Origin of the sequence: Pseudoalteromonas sp. C2R02, assembly GCF_018860845.1 — a bacterium.
Lineage (GTDB): Bacteria > Pseudomonadota > Gammaproteobacteria > Enterobacterales > Alteromonadaceae > Pseudoalteromonas.
Map to the genome: position 1 here is coordinate 51,323 of NZ_JAHKQC010000013.1, position 24,733 is coordinate 76,055.

General features: G+C 33.8%; 19 protein-coding genes and 1 pseudogene. 17 read left to right on the top strand and 3 right to left on the bottom strand.

Features of this window, described 5'->3' with window-relative positions:
- The 3 genes from mmsB (at window position 1) to KO527_RS03090 (ending at window position 2,679) form a co-directional block, all read left to right on the top strand.
- Entirely contained in the window at window positions 1-891 is an 891-nt protein-coding gene (mmsB, locus tag KO527_RS03080; protein ID WP_216038916.1) for a 3-hydroxyisobutyrate dehydrogenase, read from the top strand.
- 1 nt (window position 892) lies between these two features.
- Entirely contained in the window at window positions 893-1,783 is an 891-nt protein-coding gene (locus KO527_RS03085; RefSeq protein ID WP_216038917.1) for a 3-hydroxybutyryl-CoA dehydrogenase, read from the top strand.
- 125 nt (window positions 1,784-1,908) lie between these two features.
- Entirely contained in the window at window positions 1,909-2,679 is a 771-nt protein-coding gene (locus KO527_RS03090) for an SDR family NAD(P)-dependent oxidoreductase (RefSeq protein ID WP_216038918.1), read from the top strand.
- Between the two features lie 73 nt (window positions 2,680-2,752).
- Here the strand turns inward: KO527_RS03090 and KO527_RS03095 are convergent, their stop codons facing one another.
- Window positions 2,753-3,703 carry a DMT family transporter gene (locus tag KO527_RS03095; RefSeq protein ID WP_216038919.1) on the bottom strand — a complete coding sequence of 317 codons (951 nt, stop codon included), beginning with the start codon at window positions 3,701-3,703 and terminating at the stop codon, window positions 2,753-2,755.
- Window positions 3,704-3,808: 105 nt separating this feature from the next.
- On the opposite strand from KO527_RS03095, the gene KO527_RS03100 reads away from it, so the two are divergent.
- The 9 genes from KO527_RS03100 (at window position 3,809) to KO527_RS03140 (ending at window position 14,904) form a co-directional block, all read left to right on the top strand.
- Window positions 3,809-4,723: a LysR family transcriptional regulator gene (locus KO527_RS03100; protein ID WP_216038920.1), complete on the top strand. Its 915-nt coding sequence runs from the start codon at window positions 3,809-3,811 to the stop codon at window positions 4,721-4,723.
- 126 nt (window positions 4,724-4,849) lie between these two features.
- Complete coding sequence (locus KO527_RS03105; protein ID WP_216038921.1) at window positions 4,850-5,461, top strand: LysE family translocator; 612 nt, start codon at window positions 4,850-4,852, stop codon at window positions 5,459-5,461.
- A 39-nt stretch (window positions 5,462-5,500) separates the two neighbouring features.
- Window positions 5,501-6,019, top strand: a complete 519-nt coding sequence (locus tag KO527_RS03110) for a DUF6817 domain-containing protein (RefSeq protein WP_216038922.1) — start codon at window positions 5,501-5,503, stop codon at window positions 6,017-6,019.
- Between the two features lie 101 nt (window positions 6,020-6,120).
- Window positions 6,121-6,420, top strand: a complete 300-nt coding sequence (locus KO527_RS03115) for a hypothetical protein (RefSeq protein WP_216038923.1) — start codon at window positions 6,121-6,123, stop codon at window positions 6,418-6,420.
- Window positions 6,421-6,516: 96 nt separating this feature from the next.
- Window positions 6,517-6,768: a type B 50S ribosomal protein L31 gene (locus tag KO527_RS03120; RefSeq protein WP_216038924.1), complete on the top strand. Its 252-nt coding sequence runs from the start codon at window positions 6,517-6,519 to the stop codon at window positions 6,766-6,768.
- A gap of 988 nt (window positions 6,769-7,756) precedes the next feature.
- On the top strand, window positions 7,757-9,346 hold the full coding sequence (locus tag KO527_RS03125; RefSeq protein WP_216038925.1) for an FAD-binding oxidoreductase: 1,590 nt from the start codon (window positions 7,757-7,759) through the stop codon (window positions 9,344-9,346).
- Window positions 9,339-10,955, top strand: coding sequence for a glycerol-3-phosphate dehydrogenase/oxidase (locus KO527_RS03130; RefSeq protein WP_216038926.1), 1,617 nt, complete (start codon window positions 9,339-9,341; stop codon window positions 10,953-10,955). Before KO527_RS03125 ends, KO527_RS03130 begins: the two co-directional genes overlap by 8 nt.
- Window positions 10,942-12,513 (top strand): FGGY-family carbohydrate kinase, encoded by a 1,572-nt coding sequence (locus tag KO527_RS03135; RefSeq protein WP_216038927.1) that lies wholly within the window; start codon window positions 10,942-10,944, stop codon window positions 12,511-12,513. Before KO527_RS03130 ends, KO527_RS03135 begins: the two co-directional genes overlap by 14 nt.
- Before the next feature lie 33 nt (window positions 12,514-12,546).
- Window positions 12,547-14,904 carry an alkaline phosphatase D family protein gene (locus KO527_RS03140; protein ID WP_216038928.1) on the top strand — a complete coding sequence of 786 codons (2,358 nt, stop codon included), beginning with the start codon at window positions 12,547-12,549 and terminating at the stop codon, window positions 14,902-14,904.
- Window positions 14,905-14,946: 42 nt separating this feature from the next.
- Here KO527_RS03140 and KO527_RS26220 read toward each other — a convergent pair whose 3' ends face one another.
- A complete protein-coding gene (locus KO527_RS26220; protein WP_289847651.1) occupies window positions 14,947-15,921 on the bottom strand; it encodes a GGDEF domain-containing protein in 975 nt (324 codons plus the stop codon).
- A gap of 3 nt (window positions 15,922-15,924) precedes the next feature.
- A pseudogene (locus KO527_RS25765) lies at window positions 15,925-16,362 on the bottom strand (CHASE4 domain-containing protein); the annotation flags it as partial.
- Between the two features lie 386 nt (window positions 16,363-16,748).
- On the opposite strand from KO527_RS25765, the gene rlmKL reads away from it, so the two are divergent.
- From rlmKL to KO527_RS03170, 5 genes are all read left to right on the top strand, one after another.
- Complete coding sequence (rlmKL, locus tag KO527_RS03150) at window positions 16,749-18,863, top strand: bifunctional 23S rRNA (guanine(2069)-N(7))-methyltransferase RlmK/23S rRNA (guanine(2445)-N(2))-methyltransferase RlmL (protein WP_216038930.1); 2,115 nt, start codon at window positions 16,749-16,751, stop codon at window positions 18,861-18,863.
- Window positions 18,856-19,080: a glutaredoxin family protein gene (locus KO527_RS03155; RefSeq protein ID WP_216038931.1), complete on the top strand. Its 225-nt coding sequence runs from the start codon at window positions 18,856-18,858 to the stop codon at window positions 19,078-19,080. The genes rlmKL and KO527_RS03155 overlap by 8 nt, the downstream gene beginning before the upstream one ends.
- Complete coding sequence (locus KO527_RS03160; RefSeq protein WP_216038932.1) at window positions 19,080-21,005, top strand: ABC transporter ATP-binding protein; 1,926 nt, start codon at window positions 19,080-19,082, stop codon at window positions 21,003-21,005. The genes KO527_RS03155 and KO527_RS03160 overlap by 1 nt, the downstream gene beginning before the upstream one ends.
- Before the next feature lie 12 nt (window positions 21,006-21,017).
- Window positions 21,018-22,760, top strand: a complete 1,743-nt coding sequence (locus KO527_RS03165) for a DUF3466 family protein (protein WP_216038933.1) — start codon at window positions 21,018-21,020, stop codon at window positions 22,758-22,760.
- Between the two features lie 159 nt (window positions 22,761-22,919).
- Complete coding sequence (locus KO527_RS03170) at window positions 22,920-24,656, top strand: DUF3466 family protein (RefSeq protein ID WP_216038934.1); 1,737 nt, start codon at window positions 22,920-22,922, stop codon at window positions 24,654-24,656.
- Window positions 24,657-24,733: the final 77 nt, after the last annotated feature.

Below are 24,733 nucleotides of genomic sequence, written 5' to 3' on the forward strand. Positions count from 1 at the left end.
ATGGCAAATATCGGATTTATTGGTTTAGGTAATATGGGTGGCCCTATGGCTGCGAATTTAGTTAAAGCGGGTCATACGGTCACTGTTTTTGATTTAAGTGCTGATGCGATGAATACTTTAGCTGATGCAGGCGCTAAAATTGCTACGCATGTAAATGATTGTGCGATTGATAAAGATTATGTGATTAGCATGTTACCTGCAGGCAAACATGTGAAAGGTTTATACCTAGGTGAGTCAGGATTAATTTCTGTATTAGACAAACAAACTCAAGTAATTGATTGTAGTACAATTGACGCCCAATCTGCTCGAATTGTTGGTGAAGGCTTAAGCAAAGCGGGGATTAGTTTTGTAGATGCACCTGTTTCAGGCGGTACAGCGGGCGCAACAAATGGCACGTTGACTTTTATTGTTGGTGCAGCAAAAGACGACTTTTCTAAAGCAGAACTTGTATTAAAAGACATGGGTAAAAATATCTTCCATGCTGGTGATATTGGTGCAGGCCAAGTTGCAAAAATATGTAATAACATGTTGTTAAGTGTATTAATGGCTGGCACCAGTGAAGCATTACAAATGGGCATAGATAATGGTTTAGATCCAAAGGTGTTATCAGAAATTATGCTTCAAAGCTCTGGCCGTAACTGGACTTTAGAGCTATATAATCCATGTCCTGATGTATTAGAAAATGTACCTTCATCTAATGATTACAAAGGTGGTTTTATGGTTGACTTAATGGCTAAAGATTTAGGTCTTGCGATGGATGCAGCAAACCATAGTAATTCAAGTACACCTATGGGCGCACTTGCTAAAAACCTTTACAACTTAATGCAAAATCAAGATATGGGTGCGCAAGATTTTTCTTCGATTTTCAAACTTTTTTCAAAAGCAGAATAAAATGAAACAAATTTCAGTAATAGGTTCAGGTACTATGGGCAATGGTATTGCTCATGTATTTGCACAAAATGGTTTTCAAGTAAACTTAGTTGATATTTCACAAGATGCACTTGATAAAGCGCTATTAACGATTGGTAAAAATTTAGACCGCCAAGTTAAAAAAGAAGCAATAACTGAACAAGTTAAGCTAGATACCTTAAATAACATCACTACTTTTACTCAAATGGAAGAAGGTGTTAAATCTGCTGATTTGGTTGTTGAAGCTGCGACAGAAAATCCAGAAATTAAGTTAAACATTTTTAAAGACCTAGATACTTATTGTAAAGAAGGCGCGATTTTAGCGTCTAATACATCTTCTATTTCAATTACAAAAATTGCCAGTGTTACAAACCGCCCAGAAAAAATAATCGGCATGCACTTTATGAATCCAGTGCCGGTAATGAAGTTAGTTGAAGTGATCAATGGTTACTTAACATCTAATGAAACAACTGATTGCATTATTTCACTGTGTGATAAGTTACACAAAACAGCTGTTCCAGCAAATGATTACCCTGGTTTTGTTGCTAACCGTATATTAATGCCAATGATTAACGAAGCGATTTTATCTCTTCAAAATGGCGTTGCTGGTGTAAACGAAATTGACCAAATTATGAAGCTAGGTATGGCGCACCCTATGGGTCCATTGCAGCTAGCTGACTTTATTGGTTTAGATGTATGTTTGTACATAATGCGTGTATTACAAGATGGTTTAGGTGACGATAAATATGCACCAGCGCCATTACTTGTCAACATGGTAACAGCGGGGCACATGGGTGCTAAATCAGGTAATGGTTTTTACGACTGGTCAAACGGTATGAAAGACTTAAAGGTCTCAGAACAATTTACTAATTAATTATCAGTCAAACAAAAATTTGTTAAGTTTAAAAGCCTTATCATTTTATAAGGCTTTTTTTTGCTTTAAATTCAGCAAAACGATACATTGTAAAAATAACTAAAAAAAATTCTAAAAGCATAAACATGAATATAAATAATAAAACGATTGTAATCACAGGCGGTGCCCAAGGTTTAGGGTTTGCAATGGCAAAATCTTTTATTGAGCAAGGTGCAAACATTGCACTGATTGATATGTGTGTGAATCAACTTGATGAAGCTGTTCACGAATTAACAACTAATACAGATAATAAAGTTGTCTCTTATATCGCTGATGTCACAAATGAAGAACAAGTCATATCTACATTCAAAACGATTAATACTGACTTTGGTTCTATTGATATTTTAATTAACAACGCAGGCATTACCCGTGATGCCATGTTAGTTAAAGTAAAAGAGCAAAAAGTAGTTGAGCGTATGTCGATAAATCAATTTAAATCCGTTATTGATGTTAATTTAACAGGGGTATTTTTATGTGGGCGCGAAGCGGCAACCTATATGATAGAAAATAAAAATACTTCAGAGGGACTCATTATTAATATGTCGAGTATTTGTCATGTGGGTAATGTAGGTCAAACAAATTATGCGGCATCAAAAGCGGGCGTTGTTGCGTTAACGACGACTTGGGCGAAAGAGCTTGGCAGGTATAATATCCGTGTCGCTGCAATTGCACCTGGTGTAATTGATACACAAATGACCAGATCAATGAAACAACAAGCCCAAGAACGTATGATACAAGGTACTTCAGTAGGACGTTTTGGCTCTACAAATGAAATCGCACATACGGCACAATATATTATCGAAAATGATTTTTTCACTGGCCGTATGATTGAGATAGACGGTGGAATAAGGATTTAATCTTTATTCCTAAAGATAATTATTCTCTTCATACTGGATTGGTTAATGACATAAATTTACCAATCCAATAAACTCATGACATTAAAGCTTTTTTATATTTACGTTTATCTATTAAACGCGGCAAAGCTTGAATACCAAATACAGATGAAATCACAAATACAATGCCAATGATTGACATCATGCCTAAAGATGTACTTGTTATTTGATCTGGCCACCATCCTAAATAAGCAACTAATGCTGTACTTGATAAGCTCAGGACTGGTGTCAGTGCTACCATAGGTCCAACTTGAGATGTTGGCCAATATTTCATAGATTGTGCAAAACAGCCATATGCAACTAAGGTATTTACAGCACAAAATAATGCCACCCACCAATCATTAATTTTCATTACTTCAAAGTATTCAAAATTGCTAAAAGGTAACATCGCAAATAAACCAAAACCGTATATAAATAATAAGATATTGTTTGGAGATAATTTATTAATTAATGACTTTTGGATTAATGCATAAGTCGTCCATGATAATGCAGAGAACTGAACAATTAATATGCCTAACCAAATATCTGCATTTTTTGAACTTGATAAATCTAGATAGGGATTAAAAAATAACATCATACCTAAAGCTAATGTGGCAAAACACATCATTTGAATAGGTCTTAATTTTTCTTTAAAGAATAACAAACCGCCAAATGCTAAAAAGAAGGGTGCTGTTTGAAAGTTAAGTTGTGCTTGGCCAGGAGACAAATAATCTAAACAGTAAACAAAAGACACATAATTAAAAATAGAAAATACTGCAGCGATACTGAGTTTAAACCAATCACACTTTGTAAGCTTGAGAAACTGAGATAACTTATTGCCAAAGAATTGAATCGCCAAGCTTACTATTAAAGCAACAAGAAATCTGAACCAAGTTAATGTAACCGGGTCGATAAAATTAGCAGACAATTTTAGCGCAATTGGTAATACCCCCCAAGATAGCACTGCTATTGATATAAAAAATAAACCTAATCTGAAATTTAAAACCACTTTACAACCAAATAACTTTTTTGAATTACCTATAGTGTGCGCTTTTAATATTATTTAAACCAATGCATAATTGGTTTAACCATTATGCAATAAATGTATATAGCTATGTCATCTATTTCACAAGTCGATTTTAAATTACTTCAATGTTTAAGTAGCCTAATAAAGTATAAAAATGTGAGTTTAGCTGCAGATGATATGAATATGACACAACCTGCCATGAGCCGTAATTTATCAAAGTTAAGGAATATTTTTAACGATCCTTTATTTGTACGAACAGCAAAAGGTATGGAGCCGACCAATAGAGCGTTGTCTTTAGTTCAACCGCTAGAAAATACCCTTAATCAGTTAAACTTATTACTTACAAATAAGGCTTTTGAACCAGAGACTTGTCAAAGAAATTTTCGATTACATATGAGCAGCTATATTACACAAGCGCATTTACCTGATATTGCTGAAGCATTTTACAAAGCAGCTCCTCATGCACAATTAGAGATAATAAATCTCAGTGAAAAATCTTTATTACAAGAAAGTGCGCAAAACATAGATATTGCTATTTGTAGTCAAGCAATGAAGATCCCTGAGTATTATCATACTATCGCAGTTGGCACTGAGAAGATGGTCTGTTTTATGTCTAGGAACCATCCTTTGCATAATCGAGAATTAACCTTAGATAATTATTTATCTTACTCTCATATTATGGTGTCTCTTGGAGGCGGACCTAATGTCCCAATTGAAAATAAACTGAGTAAACTTGGGCGCGTACGTAAAGTAGGCATGCGTGTACCACATTACTTAGGCGCATTGGAGGTAATGAGTAAAACACCTATGTTATTTACATCAAGTTCATTTGTACCAAAAAGGTTTAGTAACCTTTTTAATATCATAAGCAAACCGTTACCATTTTCACAAGAAAAACTAAAGTATGTTTTAGTTTGGCCACCTACAGTACATAAAGACCCTGCACAGCAGTGGTTAAGAACTTTGTGTGCAAATATTATAAAAAATAACTTATCCTCTTGAGTCAGAAGATGCAGAACAAAATTAAATATATATTAAGACAATTTTTGTTACATATCTAACATCGAAATAGTACTCATTATTATGATAATTTATTTTGTAGCCTTTATGGATTAATGGAGTGAGTAAATGGAATTATTACCTGCAATAATATTTTTTGCAATTTCTATGTCAGTTACACCAGGACCAAATAACATTATGGTAATGACATCAGGGTTGAATTTTGGTGTTCAAAAAAGCATGCCTTTATTCTTAGGGATATGTATAGGATTTCCTGTAATGGTCATCTTTGTGGGTTTAGGGCTTAGTGTTGTTTTTCAACTTTACCCTATGTTATTTGAAATTATTAAAGGCTTTGGCATTTTATATTTGTTATATTTAGCATATATCCTTGCTTCATCAACAGTTTCTTATTCTAATAAAAAACCGAAACCACTTACATTTTTCCAAGGTGCTTTATTTCAGTGGGTCAACCCAAAAGCATGGATCACCGCAACGGGTGCAATTGCAGCTTATACTTCAGTAAGTCTAGATTTGTATGTTCAAATATTCATAATATCTCTCACTTTTTTAGTTGTTGCCTTCCCTTGTGTTGGTATTTGGCTCATTTTTGGTAATCGATTAAAAAACTTACTGCATAAAAAAACTCAACAAACATACTTCAATTATTCAATGGCATTTGTACTATTTTTATCTGTTCTCCCCGTAATAACTGAGCTAATTAAAAAGTACATTTTATAAGACAAAATTCAATAATGACAGAACATAAGAGGTTCGAAAGTGGATAAATTTATACAATTACAAACATTAGGTGCAGGGGAGTTCGAACACTTTAATGGTTCTTTGAAAAAGCATTTAATTGGTACATGCACTATGTTAAAAAGTTGGGACGCTAACCAGTATATATGTGATGCAGGCTTATACCATGCAGCCTATGGTACAGATGGTTTTGAGGAACATATGGTTTCAGTGACACAACGAAAAGCAATTGGGGCAATAATTGGAACACAAGCAGAAGAGTTAGTGTATTTATATTGTGCATGTGATAGAACATTTTTTAATGAAAATTGTTTGAAAACTCACCTTTATAAAGACAGGTTTACAAACAAAACTTTTAAATTAGATAAACAAACCATAAGTGATTTTTGTGAACTAACGGTAGCAAATGAATTAGAAATAGCTAACAACAGTTATGAGTTTATTGAGCAGTATGGCAATGAATTAAAGGTATTATTTAATGAAATGGCACCCTATATTTCAAAATATGCTAAATCGGCCATAGAAGACATATTGTATTAATACTATGAGGAATATAAAAATAAATAGAACCTCATATACAATAGAGCGATAACAAACACAGATCTAAATATTTTTATGAAAAGTATAAATTAAGGAAAGTTATGTCAGAGAATAAATTTTCAATAGATAATTATAGTTTACAAGAATTATATGAAGTCATGGAAAGCATAGATGATTTATCATATCCAGACAGAGCACTAGATATATATACTTTATTATTAAATAAAGCGGGTAAAACCACAAAGCAATTAAGGCAAGAGTATGAATCTAGCTTATTACTTGAAGTGTGTGCTACCGCGCCGATTGTTTCTTTTACAGCAAGCGACCATTTATTACTTAATAATCATGTTTTAGAAAAACTATTAAGAATTGAAAAGTTAGAGAGAGAAAACATCTCTTAACATTCACAGGTCAAATGATAATAAATGTCAATTAAGCTTGCAATGTTATAATATAACAATTAAAGTAATGTTATATTATAACAAATTGAGTTTTCTATGAAACCAAATATTCATCCTTCATATCAAAAAGTCGTATTTCACGATACAGCAGCAGACAGTTATTTTGTTGTTGGTTCTACCATAAAAACTTCTCGAACAATTGAATACCAAGGTAAAAAAATGCCTTATGTTACAATTGATATTTCGAGTGAATCACATCCTTTTTACACAGGAAAGCAAAGAGTAAATCAAAGTGATGGACGAGTAGCACAATTTAATAAACGCTTTGGCCAACTTGGCAAAAAATAAATTGTGACCTATTTAAACTAAGATAAAAATATGCATCTCAATTAACAACTAATTTAACAAAAAATGGGGTTTGAGTATCCTGTAAAGCCAATTAAAGGTTTAAAGCCATTAAAATAAGTAATTAGTCCCCCGACTATTAATAAGCTTTAACTTAGGTTAAAGCTTATTTTCAATTGAATTTCTTAAAATCGGATTAAATTTTAACAATATTTATGTATTTAAGAATCATTTAGAACCCAAAGAACATCTCTGTCGAAGTAAAAAATATATACACATTTATAGCTACTAGTTATTTGATATAATGATGGGGCTTCATGCTATAAATCAATTATTTTTAGTTAAATATATGTTCTTAGCCATATTGTTATCATACGAAATGATAACAACAATACGGTAAAGCTGGCTAAACCTGAAATAACGGCTAGTAAATAGTAATAACCTCTTAATAATTTAATTTTGAAACGATTAATAAAACTATCATTTTTTGTCGATTTACATGGTACATATGGAAAAGTATAGAGAAAAGAACATACTAAAAGTGACCAAATCAAGGCCATTAAGCTGGGTATCAAATATGTATCATCAGCTGCAAATGAAGTGCTACCAAAAATGATAAAGACAAATATACATAAGGATATTAATAAGATTGTATTTATGAGTGGCTTAGCCCATTTCATTTTAACTGCTATCAAGCTTAAACCATCAATCATGAAAATCCTTAAAGTTATGTTCCAATACAATTATTTAGCTATTCGTTTAATTGATTAATATAGTTACAAATCAGTTACCATTAATAAAGCACAATTCTTAATTTATATCGTGCATATGGTAAAAATCACAATACACTGGTTATCCATACAGCACCGAAAAAAGAGCATTAAATTGTAATTATGTCCATTTATGACCCTGTAAATGTCTTTTAATGACATACTATTAACATCTCAATCCAATTAAGCTATAGATATTGTTTTTAATATTTGGTTATAGAATGAGACGTTGGAATGGTTGGGGTGATGAAAGTAATAGTATGGATTTACCTGATTCAGCTGGTGTATTTTTACAAAGTATACTCGGTTCAGGTCAAAAACTTATAGATGCGAGCCTTAAAGAGGTGATTGCAAAAGTACCAAAATCAAAAGCACCAAATCATAAACTTATTTGTACAGATCTAGAAGATCGGGTTCGTCATGCTACAGGTCAATCTCTAGCTGATTATCTATCTACCCGCAGTGGTAATATCAAATACTTTCCTGATGGTGTTTGTTATCCAACAAATAATCAAGAGGTTAAAGATATTTTAGCATTAGCTAAATTACATAATCTTGAACTAATTCCGTATGGAGGCGGCACGAGTGTCGCTGGGCATATTAATGTAAAAGACTCTAAACGCGCCGTGATCACTGTCGATATGTCTCGCATGAACCGCTTAGTTGACTTAGATATTAAAAGTCATATCGCCACTTTTGGTGCTGGGACTCCAGGACCTATGGTAGAAGCCCAATTACGTGCTAAGGGATATACATTAGGACACTTCCCACAATCATTCGAATTATCAACGGTAGGTGGTTGGGTTGCCAGTCGCTCTAGTGGTCAACAATCTCTTAGATATGGCCGCATAGAACAAATGTTTGCAGGCGGTAGCATTGAAACTTTCAATGGTACGCTTGAAATACCAACATTTCCAGCATCGTCGGCAGGTCCAGATCTACGAGAGATTATTCTTGGTAGTGAAGGACGTTTCGGCATCATTAGCGAAGTTAAAGTACGTGTTACAAAGCTTCCTGATAAAGAAAAATTCTCCGTTATCTTTTTCCCAAACTGGCAATTAGCTACTGAGTTTTGCCAGCAAGCAGTTCAAGATAAAATTTCCCTATCTATGCTTAGAGTAAGTAACGCTATAGAAACACAAACACAGCTGAAACTAGCTGGGCATGAAAAATCCATAGCCTACTTAGAACAATATTTAAATTTAAGACACTGCAAAAATGATAAATGCATGCTGACATTTGGTATTACAGGAAGTAAAAAACAAGTTAAAGCGACGCAATCACAAATAAAATCTCTCGTTAAAAAATATAAAGGTATATCCACAGGTACATTCTTAGGTAATAGGTGGGCTCAAAATCGTTTTAAATTTCCATATCTAAGAGATGCCCTTTGGCAACAAGGTTATAGTGTAGATACATTAGAAACAGCTACAGATTGGCAAAATGTGGATTCATTATTGGATAAAGTAGAAAACAACTTACTTACAACCATAGATGGTAAAAAAATACATGTATTTACCCATCTTTCCCACGTTTATGGTCAAGGTTGTAGTTTATATACCACGTATGTATTTGCTAATGACACTACTTTTGATGAAACATATAAAACTTGGCAATTACTGAAAAATAGCACCAGTAACAAAATCGTCAATAATAAAGGCACTATCAGCCATCAACACGGTGTAGGTAAAGATCATGCGCCATATTTAGAAGTAGAAAAGGGGCCTTTGGGTATAAAAGTCATCGAAAACTTATGTGAGCACTTTGATCCTGACAAACAGCTTAATCCGGGCACTTTACTAAATGATTGATAACTTTAATTTATCTCGCAACCAAAGAGTTAATGTAATACGCCAACAAGATAATTGGGATATCATCATTATTGGCGGTGGGATCACCGGTGCTGGAATATTAAAACTGGCGAGTCAATTAGGTTTAAAGGTGTTATTAGTTGAGCAAAGGGATTTTTCGTGGGGAAGTTCTAGTCGTTCTTCAAAAATGGTACATGGTGGTTTACGCTATATTGCTGACGGCCAAATAAAATTAACTGTTGAATCTGTAAAAGAGCGTCAACATTTGGTTGAACATTCTAATGGTTTGGTTTTTAATCAAAGTTTTTTAATGAGTCACTATAAAAAACAATTCCCACAGCCTTGGATATTTAATAGCTTACTATCGGTTTATGATTTTATCGCTGGTATAAAACAACACAATTATTTACCTAAAGCTCAATACAGCTATTTTGCTCCTAAAGTAAAAACAAAATATTCAAAGGGAGGCAGTCAATTTGTTGATGCGATGACAGATGACTGCCGATTGGTATTGAGATTACTACAAGAAGCACAAACAGATAACAATAAAGCATTAGCCATTAATTATACAAAGGTAACAAAGCTCAATTATAAGCGTAATGGTGTTAAAGGCGTTCAGGTTCAACTTGATGGGCAAAATATACCTATAAAATCAAAAGTTGTTATTAATGCGACTGGTGCCCAAGCGAGTCAATTTAACTTATCAAACCCAATAGTTAAACTCAGAGCATTACGTGGCAGTCACTTAGTGGTATCAAATTGGAGTTTACCGGTTGCCAGTGCAATCTCTGTAAGGCACCCAAAAGATAAACGACCTGTACAAATATATCCTTGGCAAAATACCACAATTGTTGGCACAACAGATGTTGAGCATAAATATGATTTAAATGTTGAACCCAATATAAGTCAAAATGAATTCGATTATCTAATTGAGTGTGTAAAACATCAATTTGAAGATATCAAATTAAACGATCTAGATTTGATTTCAACATTCTCAGGTGTTCGACCTGTGGTTACTAATGGGGGAGGAATTGATCCCTCTAAAGAGAAAAGAGATCATAGTATATGGCATGAACAAGGTGTCATAAATATTGCGGGAGGTAAATTAACTACATTTAGAGTGATAGCAAGGCAAGTAATAGAAACTGCCTGTGGATTATTAAACCTGCGCTTTAATAATTATAATTATTCTGCTTTTGATGAACAAATTTCATTAATTGAAAATAACTTATCAAAACAAATCTCTGATCGTTTAACAGGGGTTTATGGTCGTTTAGTTAATCAATTTATTATTGAGTCAAATTCTGAGCTCGTAAAACCAATATCTTATAGCCTAACTTTATGGGCTGAACTTTTGTGGTCAATTAAGCATGAACAAGTTGTTCACTTAGATGACTTATTATTAAGACGTACACGCATCGGTAATGTATTACCAAATGGCGCAATTGAACATTTGGAAACAATAAAGCCCTGGTGTATGAAATATCTAAATTGGGATGCTAATAAGTGGCTTGAAGAATTAAACCGATACATAGATATCTACAATTCACATTATAGTTTTAACCACTTAATTTATGATAAAGGGATTAAGCTAAATGAACCAGCATGATGACAAGTTTATTCTCACAATAGATAATGGCACGCAAAGTATTCGTGCTTTAATATTCGATTTAAAAGGAAATCTATTAGCTAAAAGTAAAATTGAATTTGAACCTTATTTCTCGGATAAACCTGGTTGGGCTGAGCAAAAAGTGGAATCTTTTTGGCAAAACTTAGCACTCTGTTGCCAGCAGTTATGGCAACAAGCCGATGTAATAAAGCATAACTATCAAAAGAAGATCAGTGCAGTATCACTCACCACACAGCGTGGTTCTGTTATTAACTTAGATAAATATAATAAACCTTTAAGACCTTGTATTTTATGGTTAGATCAACGTGTAGCAAATTTAAATAAAAAAATGCCATGGTATTGGTCTGCCGCTTTCAAATGTATTAGACAGTCAAAAGCAATTGATTATTTTAGACAAAAAGCACAAATTAATTGGATTAAACAAAACCAAGCTGATATTTGGCATAAAACAGACAAGTATTTATTATTATCTGGATATTTAACACATAAATTAACAGGAGAGTTTAAAGATTCTATCGGTTCAATTGTTGGTTACTTACCATTTGATTATAAAAAACAACAATGGGCGAGCAAAAAAGATTGGAAATGGCATGCATTAGATATAAAACCATCCATGCTACCAGAACTTGTAAAACCTGGTGAACTACTAGGCTTGATCAATAAAAAAGCATCTGATGTAACAGGGATCTCTCAAGGCACTAAATTAATTGCTGCTGCATCTGATAAAGCGTGTGAAGTATTAGGCTCAGGCTGTTCTGAACCTTCTACAGCAAGTTTAAGTTATGGCACAACCGCCACAATCAATACTAACAATCCAAAATATATAGAGCCTCAAGCTTTTATCCCACCATATCCTTCAGCTATTCCAAACCATTACAACAGTGAAATAATGATTTATAGGGGCTTTTGGATGGTTAATTGGTTTAAAAAAGAGTTTGGTCAAAGTGAGATAGAAAAAGCAAAAAATTTAGGCGTATCACCCGAAAGCTTATTCGATGACTTAGTAAAACAAGTACCACCTGGTTCTTTAGGTTTAATGTTACAACCGTACTGGTCGCCTGGGATTAAAAATTTAGAAGCAAAGGGCGCTATTTTAGGATTTGGTGATGTGCATACACGCGCGCACATTTACCGCTCTATTTTAGAGGGACTCGCATATGCACTCAGAGAAGGTAAACATACTTTAGAAAAGCGCCAAAAATCTAAAATTACAAGTTTAGTGATATCAGGAGGGGGGTCACAATCAGATGCAGCTATGCAATTAAGTGCAGATATTTTTAATTTATCTACTCATAGACCTCACACTTTTGAAACTTCAGGATTAGGCGCTGCAATAAATGCAGCTGTTGGTTGTGGTTTTTATGATAACTATCAACAAGCGACACAAAATATGACACATATTGTAGATTCATTTACACCTATAAAGGAAAACGTCGTCCTTTATGACAAGTTATACACTCAGGTATATCTAAAAATGTATCAACAGTTAAAACCTATCTATACACAAATAAAAAAAATTACGGGTTACCCACAATAATTATCAATAACAAATAATAAAAAGGGATACACAATGCAGTTTACAAGACGCAAGTTTATTAAAACAATGGTTGTCAGTGCGGGGACGGTTATTACTACTAGTATTTTAGGGTGTGGAAGTTCAGATAACAAAGATGAAACACCTGATGTGGTAATTAAACCTCAAGTACCAGATATTCTAGATGGTAGTATGTATTTTCCTCAATCAGTAGTATCTGGTGATCCAAAAGAAAACTCTGTCATATTATGGACCAGAATTGATAACAATACTGGTGAAGATACAGACGTAATCCTTCAAGTATCTAAAACAGATGATTTTTCTCAACTTGTTGTTGAACAAGAATTAACAGCAGTCGCATCTTCAGATCACTGTTTAAAAATACGAGTTACAGATTTAGAGCAAGCAAAGTATTACTTTTACCGCTTTATTCATGTTGTTGAAAACAAAAAATATACAAGCAATATTGGTAGAACAAAAACGGCACCTTCTAAAGATAGCGATACAAATGTCAAATTTGCTTACGTATCATGTCAAGATTATATAGGACGTTATTACAACAATTATTTATCTTTGCTTGAACAAGATGATTTGGAATTTGTAATACACCTTGGAGACTATATCTACGAAACCACCGGTGACCCATTATTTCAATCAACGGATCACGAACGTAAAATAGAGTTTACTGATCAAGAAGGTGTTTTAAACTTAGGTGTTGGTGAAAATAAATATCAAGCTGCAGCAAGTTTAGATAATTATCGTCAATTATATAAAACTTATCGTACAGATCCATTACTACAAAAAATTCATGAGCGCTTTCCTATGATAGCAATTTGGGATGATCATGAATTCTCAGATGATAGTTGGGGTGATCATGCGACAAATTTAGATGGTGCACAAATAGAACAACAAACTCAAAGGAAACGTAATTCAGAGATAGCCTACTTTGATTATATGCCTATAGATCATGAACAAACACATATTTCAGAAGAACTTAGTTCTGGTGAACTTAAAATAGAAGAAATTCATTTATTTCCAAATACAAAAATTTACAGAGATTTTCACTTTGGTAAACACTGTCATATCGCGATGACTGATTTTAGAACCAATAGACCTGATCATATCATTGCAGAAGATGCCTTCCCAGGAAGCGTAGAAATCGATCAAATAACCTTATCTGGATTTTTACAAGCAACGGGTATGGATACTGCTAACATAAGTGCAGTTATTTCCCAAATGTCACCTTATGTCAATATAGATGATGTTATGTTTACTCCTTATAAATCGGCCTTTATTGAAATATTTGCAGCCATGTATGCAGATTCATTAATGGCTAAGATTGAAATGTCGCAACAAGATGCCTATATACAAGGGCAACAAAGAGCAATTGATGTAATTAAAGGAAACCTAGCTACAAGTTATTTAAATCAAGTATTAGAAGGTACTAAAGCAACTTTACCATCTGAACATCCAATTCAGCAATTGCCGGCTTTGCCAGAGCAAGGCGTAAATCAAGGTTTAGCTTTTTATACTATGGGTAAAACATCATTATTTAACTACTTAGGCAGCAGGTACTTTGTAATTAAAGATACCTATGACTTATATGCTGGTTTTAAAGAGTATGTGGCGCAATCAAATGGTTCGTCAGTTCAATCAGCATATGATGAAACACAAACCAACTGGTTAGCAACAACATTTGCTTCATCAAACAGCACATGGAAGCTGTTAGGCAGTTCTGTTTCTTTTTCTCCTCTAATATTTGATTTATCTTCAAGTAGGGCAAACTCAGGTTTTGAATTACTAGAAGCTGCGCTTGCCTCAGATGCTGTACCTGCAGCATTTAAACAAAGGTTTTATATTGAAGTTGATCAATGGGATGGTTTTCCACAATTTAAATCGAGTTTAATTGAAAATATTCTTAGTGCCAATTCTGTTGTAACATTAGGAGGCGATGTACATAGTAGTTATGTCACAGAGCATAAAGCGAATTCAGTAACAGGGAATAAATCGTTTAATTTCACCACCTCTTCAATATCTTCAGCAACATTTGGTACCTTTTTAGAACAAGGAATGAATCAATTATTGTCACAACTAGGAGATGTTTCGCCTGTCGTGAAAGAGTTACCTGTATTCTTTGATACATTAGCAACAACGGCGACACAAAGAGCTGATATTGCAGATTCTTTGGTATTTTCAAAAATGTGGGAGCATGGAATTGCAATTGTAGAACTTGATGCAGAAAATATGGATGTCAGTTTTCATAATGTAAATGCTAAGGTAAAAGGTGTCAATACTGCTCAAATAAGTTTTTATGATGACAAGTTAACTTATCTCGAAATGGTAAAAATCCATAAATTTAGAGTTAAAGATAATAATTTACAGCGATTGAGTTAAAACATTTAATTACAACTTTAATAAGTAATGAATTTCTCTCAGCTAAGTTGAGAGATCTTTCAATTGTGAACTTGTGATCAGCTGATTACGGCCTTGTTCTTTTGCAGCATACAGGGCTTTATCAGCTTTATTAAATAGTGATTCATACTTTGTATATGCAGATTTTTCAAATGTATGTAGTCCTATGCTTATTGTGACGACATCTGAAATATCTGATAAAACATGTGTAATATTTAAATTTTGTATGGCTTTTAATAAATTATTACCCACGCAAATCCCCTGATGTTGGCTAGTATCATTAAGCACAATTACAAATTCTTCTCCACCGTACCTTGCCACGAAATCAGTATTACTGTGTAAATTGTGCAGTAAGCACTGAGCAATTTGTTTTAAGGTATTATCACCCGCAGCATGTCCATAATAATCATTAAACCTTTTAAAGTAATCGACATCACATACTAATAATGAAACATCGCCAGATCTGGAGTTTGAAATTAATAACTGATTCATATACATATCAAATGAGCGACGATTGGCTATATTAGTTAACCCATCTGTTGTTGATAATTTTTGCAAGCGTATGTTATGAGATTGCAACTCTTGCTCTTTAGAGTGAACGTCTTCTAATAACCTATCGATTAAATTAAACAAACTTCCAAGCTCATCAGTTCTGTCTGTTGAAAACTTTATTGTTTTATCTTTGATGATACGATGAATTAACTTCTGAGCATCAAGGATGGGAGAAGTAATATCTTTATGAATAATTATAAAAAAAACTAATAAGCAAATTGAAAAAAAGATTATTTTTAGAAAAGTTTCACTATTTAGTAATGCCGTGCTGAATAACCTTTGAGGAGAGGTGTAATAAAATAATATCTTAGAATCCTCAGTAACCAGAGGGTAGTAATCAGCAATTTCACCGAGTTTATTTCTATATGAATTAGAAATATAGCTCCCTAAAGTTATTTTTTTTGATTTCTTTTTTAAAGTGTTTTCAACAATTTCAATATCAAACATAATTCCTGATCTTTTTTGTAAATCCCTTTGTAAATTAGGATCTACAAATCTCCAAAAAATCATCGTACCGTTTGATACTCCTTTTAGATTAGCTTTAAAAATGCTGGTGGCAGAAAATTGTACAAGTTTATTTTCTAGGAATGTATATCCACTTTTAGTGTGAGGTTTAGTTAATTGTGAAGAAAATAATAAATTTTTTTCAACAAAACTACTAGGTAAGTCAAAAGCAGAAAATTGAATTGTTTTATTTTTTGAGTTATTGAGTGTCTTTCCCCAAACTAATACTCCTTGTTTATCATAGATATGAATCCCATTGATATTGAGGCTTGTATAAGTGTCTTGAACAAAATTATTTGTAATATATTTGTTATCTCTATTTTCTACATAATTATATGTATCATTCCAAACCGCGTTATCATAATTTACAACTGCAAGCTCGTGAGCCGCAGAATCAAACGCATAATATCCTTTTTGTCAGCTGAAGCTTCTAAGGAGTAAAGTTGTGGTAATTTAAAGTAGTAAATACGAATTATTTCTGAAGATACTGTCAATAACATCATACCAGTAAAAATAAAAATGAGCTTAGTTTTAAGAGATATCTTCATTTATTACCCTTGAATTTAAAGGAATAAAAATAATGTTAATATAATTACCTAAAACATAGTGCTGATATCAGTAATAATCCAATTATAAACTTCTAATTAAATTTTATATCTTTCACCTATTTAAAAATAAGTCCTTTGGGCTAAATTTTGTTATACTGCCATCCAAAATTATACTTAGCGCTTATAGGTATATAAAATTAGTATTATTATTAAGGAATCACTTTGCAATTTATCGCGTTAACTTCAATTGGTATAGAAAATCTTTTAGCTGACGAATTAAAACAGTTAGGGGTCCAAATTGGCAAACAAAGTGTCGGTTCGGTTGTTTTTGAAGCTGATTTACCACTTGCGCAAAAAGTGTGTTTATCTACACGTTTTGCTACTAGAATTTTGATGAAGATTGCAGAAAAAGAAAACGTTAAAAATAAAACTGATTTGTATAATTTAGCCCGTTATCAAGCATGGGGTGAATGGTTAACGCCTACAACCACTTTTGCGATCGATTTTTCTGGTACAAATACTGAATTAAAAAATACCCAGTTTTCAAGTCTAGTGATAAAAGATGCCATAGTTGATTACTTCCAAGATCTGTATGAAACACGTCCTGATGTTGATAAACAAAATGCACAAGTTCGAATTGCAGCACGTTACCATCAAAATAAATTAGATCTTTATATTGATTACTCAGGTACTGGTCTTTCTCAGCGTGGGTACCGTCAAGGCCAAGGGCGTGCACCAATAAAAGAGCATTTAGCTGCAGCTTTAATTCAGCGCAGTGGCTGGTTAAATGATGTATCTCAGCCATTATTTGACCCGTGTTGTGGTTCAGGTACTTTATTGATTGAAGCCGCAGGCATGGCCAATAACGAAGCCCCTGGTCTAAAAAAAGAACAATTTGCTTTTGAACGTTTACCAAATTTTAATGAATCACAATACCTAGAAGTGCGTGAAGAACTTATATCACAAGAATCACCTAAAAAATTATACTTGATTGGTCAAGATATAGATGGTTTTGTGCTTTCTAAAGCACAAAATAATGCAAGAGCTGCAGGTGTTGAACATCTTATTAAATTCAGTAAAGGTGATGCTGCAAACCTTAAACCAGTTTCAAAACGAGCAGGTGTTGTGCTTTCTAACTTACCTTATGGTGAGCGTATGGGCGGTACAGCTGAACTAATTAATTTATATCGTAATATGGGTATTGCATTTAAAAAATATTACGCTGATTGGTACCTTGCATTATTAAGCTCAGATGAAGCATTATCAAAATTATTAAAAATTGTACGTCATAAGCGTTACAAATTTAAGAATGGTCCAATTGATTGTGTATTAAACACTTATATTCTTGATGAAAAACAAATTATCGAATCTACACACTCAACTGAACTTAATTACGAAGATTCAACAGCATTTGCAAACCGTTTAAAGAAAAATAAACAAGGTTTAAAAAACTGGTTAAAACAACACGCAGTGACTACTTATCGTTTATACGATGCAGATATTCCACAATATAACGTTGCCGTTGATATTTATAATGATCATGCTGTTATCTATGAATATGCAGCACCAAAAGATGTGAATGAAGAAGTATCGAATAAACGTTTGCAAGACATTATCTATTTAACTGGTAAACAGTTGGATATTCCAGCTGAAAAAATCGTTGTTAAAGTACGTAAAAAGCAAAAAGGTGACTCTCAGTACCGTACAATCGCTCAGCAAGATCAATCTATGGTTGTGACTGAGTATGGGGCTAAATTTAAAGTTAATTTATTTGACTATCTAGATACGGGGTTATTTTTAGATCACCGTTTAGCACGCCAATATATTCAGCAAAATTCACAAGACAAGCGTTTCTTAAACTTATTTGCATATACAGGAACTGCATCAGTTCAAGCTGCAATTGGTGGTGCTAAATCTATTACTACAGTTGATATGTCTAAAACATATATCAATTGGGGTAAAGAAAACTTTGAATTAAACAATATTCAAAACCCAAGATACAGATTCTTCCAAGCTGATTGCTTATCATGGTTAGAGCAAGCACAAGGTGAATATGATTTGATTTTCTTAGATCCGCCTACATTCTCAAACTCAAAACGTATGACTGACGCGTTTGACGTACAAAGAGATCATATCAAGTTATTTGAAACCACTAAAAATATTTTAAGTGAAGATGGCGTATTGTTTTTCTCTAACAATAAGCGTGGCTTTAAAATGGATGAAGAGGCATTAACTGCTTTAGGTTTAAAGGCTAAAAACATCAGCGATAAAACTCTATCTCCAGACTTTAAACGCAACAAGAATATACATAATAGCTGGTTGATAACCCGTGTTTAATATCACTTTATATCATACTCAAGGATGCCACTTATGTGAGCAAGCCTATGAGTTATTAATACAAGTAGTAGACGCATCAAAAATTCAACTTGTAGATATTATTGATAGTAAAGCGCATATGGCGCTTTATCAAACTTCGATCCCAGTAATAGAAAATAATCAAAACGGTAATAAATTATTTTGGCCGTTTAATGAACAAGATATAAAAGGTTTGTAATGGACTTAATAAGAATAACAGGCGCTAGATTAGCATTTGGTACACACTGTTTACTAGATAATGCAGAAGCAATTATTGAACAAGGTGAGCGAGTTTGTATCGTAGGTCGCAACGGCGCCGGTAAATCAACATTGCTAAAAATACTTGATGGTGAAGTTGTTTTAGATGATGGGAATATCAATCGCGTAAATGACCTTAAGGTTTCGCGACTTGAGCAAGATCCACCAAAAGGTGCACAAGGTACTGTTTTTGATTATGTTGCCCAAGGTTTACCTGGCATGGCGCAATTATTAATTGATTATCATCATGTCAGTACAGAACTGCAAACAGACTGTACAGATCAATTATTAAAAAAATTGGAACGACTGTCTGATGAATTAGAAGCAAGAGACGGTTGGCGTTTTGATTCTCAAATAAATCTTGTATTAAGCCAATTAAAAATTGACCCTGAAGCTAAGCTTGAATCTCTTTCTGGTGGTTGGTTACGTAAAGTCGCATTGGCGAAAGCATTAGTATGCGAACCAGACCTACTTTTACTCGATGAACCAACTAACCACTTGGATTTAGCAAGTGTTATGTGGCTAGAAAAATTCTTAAAAGAATTTAAAGGCGCTATTGTATTTATTTCACATGACCGTGCTTTCATTCGTTCATTAGCAACACGTATCTTAGATTTAGATCGCAGCAAATTAGTGTCTTATCCTGGTGATTATGCATTATACCTAGAGCAAAAAGAGCATGATTTAAAAGTAGAAGAGCAACAAAACGCGTTATTTGATAAGAAACTTGCCGAAGAAGAAACGTGGATCCGTCAGGGTGTTAAGGCACGCAGAACTAGAAACGAAGGGAGAGTACGTTCATTACAAGCGCTTAGAAATGAGCGTAAACAGCGTATAGAAAAAGTAGGTAAAGCTGATTTTAATGTCGAAATAGCACAAAGATCTGGAAAGCTTGTTTTTGAAGCAGAAAACCTATGTCATGCATTTAAAGATTTAACTATCGTTAAAGACTTTTCTACTTTGGTCATTCGAGGCGATAAGATAGGTTTAGTTGGACCAAACGGTATTGGTAAAACAACTTTATTGAAATTACTTTTTGGTCAATTAGAAGCACAAAGCGGTACTATAAAACAAGGTACAAATCTAGATGTAGCTTATTTTGATCAGTATCGTGCGGTATTAGATGAAGAAGCAACTGTACAAGAAAATGTTGCTGAAGGTAAACAAGAAGTATTAGTCGGCGGAAAACATCGCCATGTGCTTGGTTACTTACAAGATTTCTTATTCCCACCGGCAAGAGCACGTACACCTGTAAAAGCCTTATCAGGTGGAGAAAAAAACCGCTTATTACTTGCTAAATTATTCTTAAAACCTTCTAATATACTTGTTCTTGATGAACCAACAAATGATTTAGATGTTGAAACGCTTGAACTTTTAGAGGAAATTGTAGATAAATATGATGGTACAGTACTTGTTGTAAGTCATGACCGTGAATTTATTGATAATACCTGTGGTAGCATTTGGGGTTTTGAAGGTAATGGTGTTGTTTCTGAAATAGTTGGGGGTTACACAGACTATCAAGAGCATAAGCAGTATAAAGAAGAACAAGCAAAAAAAACTTCACAAGCATCTGACGTAAAAAAACAAACTAATACAAAACAATTACAAACTAATACAAAAGCATCTTCAGATAGTAAACCTAAAAAGCTATCATACAAATTACAATTAGAGCTAGAACAATTACCAGCACTACTTGAAACATTAGAAAATGATGTTGAAGCACTACAAACTGAAGTAACAGCCGCTGATTTTTACAAACAATCAAGTGATATTACTCAAGTTAAATTGAACGAATTGGCCCAAGCCGAGTCCAAACTCGAAGTTGCGTTTGAGCGCTGGGAAGAATTAGAAGAATTAAAAGGTTAGTAGTAGGTCATAATGAAAAATAAATTAATCGCATTAGCGGTCGCGGGTGTTTTAAGCCCGCAAATACATGCTGCCACATATAAAGTTGTTGAGTTAGGTAGTGCAGAAACAGCAAAACACAGTTACGTAACAGATTTTAATGATGAAGGTACAGCGATAGGTGCAATTCGCGGTAACTATAATTTACCAATTGATATCAGTGCGATAGATTTTGAAGACAATAGCCTAGACAATGCTTGGAAAAATCAAGAGAAATATGAAGAAAGCATAGACAAACAGATTACTTTTACTTTGCAAGATATTGAATCTGGTAATATTAACGCAGATGCCCTTAGTTTTATGTTGTCATTCTTATCTGGTAAAAGAAGTGATCCTAATTGGCAAAAAATAGATGACGCTGTTGTGGCGTCGTTTGAAAGTGGCGTTCAAGAGCAAGTTATTTTTGATTCTCAATTGCTTATCGACTCTGGTGATTACCAATATGATGGTCTGAGTCGTTCTGTGAGAAATAACTTAACTGCAATTTCTGAAAATGGCGTAAAGGTAGGTTGGGGTAGCCCAGCTTATACCAAAGAAATGTTCACGCCAGATGGTGAAACTCAAGAAGAACTTTTCTACCTTCGTGAATTTGAAAGCCGTGGCATAGTAATTAAGCCTGATGGTAGTCAAATGGTCATTGAACCAGAATTTAATGAGCATGGTGGGTTGAGCATTATCACCGATATCTCACAAAGAGATGGCGGCGGTTATGTATTAGTTGGTGATGTGTCTACAGGTATTCCAGAAGATCGACAAAAGAACTTAGACGATAACTGTGATGGCAAAGATGAACCTGAAGCTGTATGTGTATGGCTTTATAAAAATCAATCAAATGAATTATTTGATCGTCGCGCTGTAAAGTGGACTTTAGACTCTGAGTTTAACCTTACAAATACTGAGACTTTGGGCTTAGCATTAACACCTGAAGAAGATGAAGATTTTGCATTTAAAAGTACTGCTTTAACCGTTAATGCAGAAGGTATCGCTGCAGGTTACTCTCATGTCAGAAGGTACAATAATGACAACAGAATTGACACAATGCCAGTTTACTTTAAAGATGGTGAGGCTATTCAATTTATTAAACAAGAAGATGATTGGTTAGCAGGTCAAGCTTCTGATATTAATGATAATAATATAATTGTTGGTTACGCGAATAAAACAATTAGTGGTACAACTCGTACAAAATTTTATTACCATGATATTAATACTGGTCAAACAATGTTCCCAGAAGATTATTTCTCTAGCTCAAGTTCAATCGCAAGAGACATAAACAATCAAGGCATAATTGTGGGTGAAGGTGAGACAGAAACGAATACCTCTTCTAACCGTAGAAGAGAAGCTTTTATGTATGAGATTCATGCAGAAAAATTCACTAACATAAATGATTTACTACCGTGTTATGCAAGTAATGGTGAAGATAGATATCCTTACGTTGTCGCTGAAGCAACAGGCATCAATGAAAATAATGAAATCATTGGATCTGCAACAAAAACAGTTAAAAAACGTGATGCACAAGGTAACATTGTAATTGATAGTGCAGGTCAAGAAGAGTTTGAAAGTGTTGTTGTTGCAGTTAAACTTGTACCAATTGAAGGTGATATTGAAAAATGTCCAACTCAAGCATCTGAAACTTATGAAAGACAAGGCGGAAGCTTTGGTTTCTTAAGTGTATTACTGCTCCCATTAGTCTTAATTCGTAGAAGATTCTTTTCATAAATTTTACGTAAAAGAGTTAAATAACAAAACCGCTTAATTGCGGTTTTTTTGTAAGTAATTGTAATATATTAAAATTAAAAGGGAACGATATAGGTACACTTAGGTCTTAAATGAACTCTATGTTGCGATTGTCGCAAGGAAGAACATTTGAAGGCATATATGAAAAAGAACATTATCTTAATATTTACTTTAGCATGCTTTAACGGGCAAGCTGCAACTTATAAACTGATTGAGTTTAGCTCAGTTAAAACAGCAAAGCTCAGTTATGTAACAGATTTTAATAACGAAGGCACGGCTATTGGCGCTGTTCGTGGTAACTATAATTTACCAATTGATATCAGTGCAATTGATTTTGAAGACAATAGCTTAGACAATGCTTGGAAAAATCAAGAGAAATACGAAGAAAGCATAGACAAACAAATTACATTCACTTTACAAGATATAGAGTCTGGTAATATAAACGCAGATGCTCTTAGCTTTATGCTTACTTTCTTATCAGGTAAAAGAAGCGATCCAAACTGGCAAAAAGTAGATGACACTGCTGTTGTTTCGTTTGACAGTGTTACTCAAGAGCAAGTTATCTTTGACTCACAACTGCTTATCGACTCTGGTGATTACCAATACGATGGTCTAAGTCGTTCAGTGAGAAATAACTTAACTGCAATTTCAGAAAATGGCGTAAAAGTAGGTTGGGGTAGCTCAGCTTATACCAAAGAAATGTTTACGCCAGATGGCGAAACTCAAGAAGAACTATTCTACCTTCGTGAATTTGAAAGCCGTGGCATAGTAATTAAGCCAGATGGTAGTCAAATGATCATTGAACCAGAATTTAATGAACATGGTGGGATGAGCATTATCACCGATATCTCACAAAGAGATGGCGGCGGTTATGTATTGGTAGGTGATGTTTCTACAGGTATACCAGAAGATCGACAAAATAACTTAGACGATAACTGTGATGGCAAAGATGAACCTGAAGCTGTATGTGTATGGCTTTATAAAAATCAATCAAATGAATTATTTGATCGTCGTGCTGTTAAATGGACTTTAGACTCTGAGTTTAACCTTACAAATACTGAAACTTTGGGCTTAGCACTCACACCTGAAGAAGATGAAGATTTTGCATTTAAAAGTACTGCTTTAACTGTTAATGCAGAAGGTATCGCTGCAGGGTATTCTCATGTGAGGAGGTTTGACAATGATAACAGGTTTGACATCATGCCAGTATATTTCAAAGATGGTGAAGTTTTTTCATATATAACTCAGAATAAGGATATGTTATCTGGTCAAGCTTCTGATATTAATGATAATAATATTATTGTTGGATACATGAACAAAACAATTAGTGGATCACCTCGTACAAAATTTTATTACCATGATATTAATACAGGTCAAACAATGTTTCCTGAAGATTATTTCTCAAGCTCAAGTTCAATCGCAAGAGATATAAACAATCAAGGTATTGTTGTTGGTGAAGGTGAAACAGATACGAATACCTCTTCTAACCGAAGAAGAGAAGCTTTTATGTATGAGATTCATGCAGAAAAGTTCACTAACATTAATGATTTATTACCGTGTTATGCGAGCAATGGTGAAGATAAATATCCTTACGTTGTTGCTGAAGCCACAGGTATAAATGAAAAAAATGAAATTATTGGCTCTGCAACTAAAACAGCTAAAAAACGTGATTCGCAAGGTAACATTGTAATTGATAGTACAGGTCAAGAAGAGTTTGAAAGTGTTGTTGTTGCAGTTAAACTTGTACCAATTGAAGGTGAAATTGAAAAATGTCCAACTCAAGCATCTGAAACTTATGAAAGACAAGGCGCAAGTTTTGGGTTCTTAAGTCTATTACTACTCCCATTAGTCGCAATTCGGAGAAGATTTTGTTTATAAGTTTCAAGTAAAATAATTAAATAAAAGAAACCGCTAAATTGCGGTTTTTTATTTTTAATTATATGAAATTAAACTAG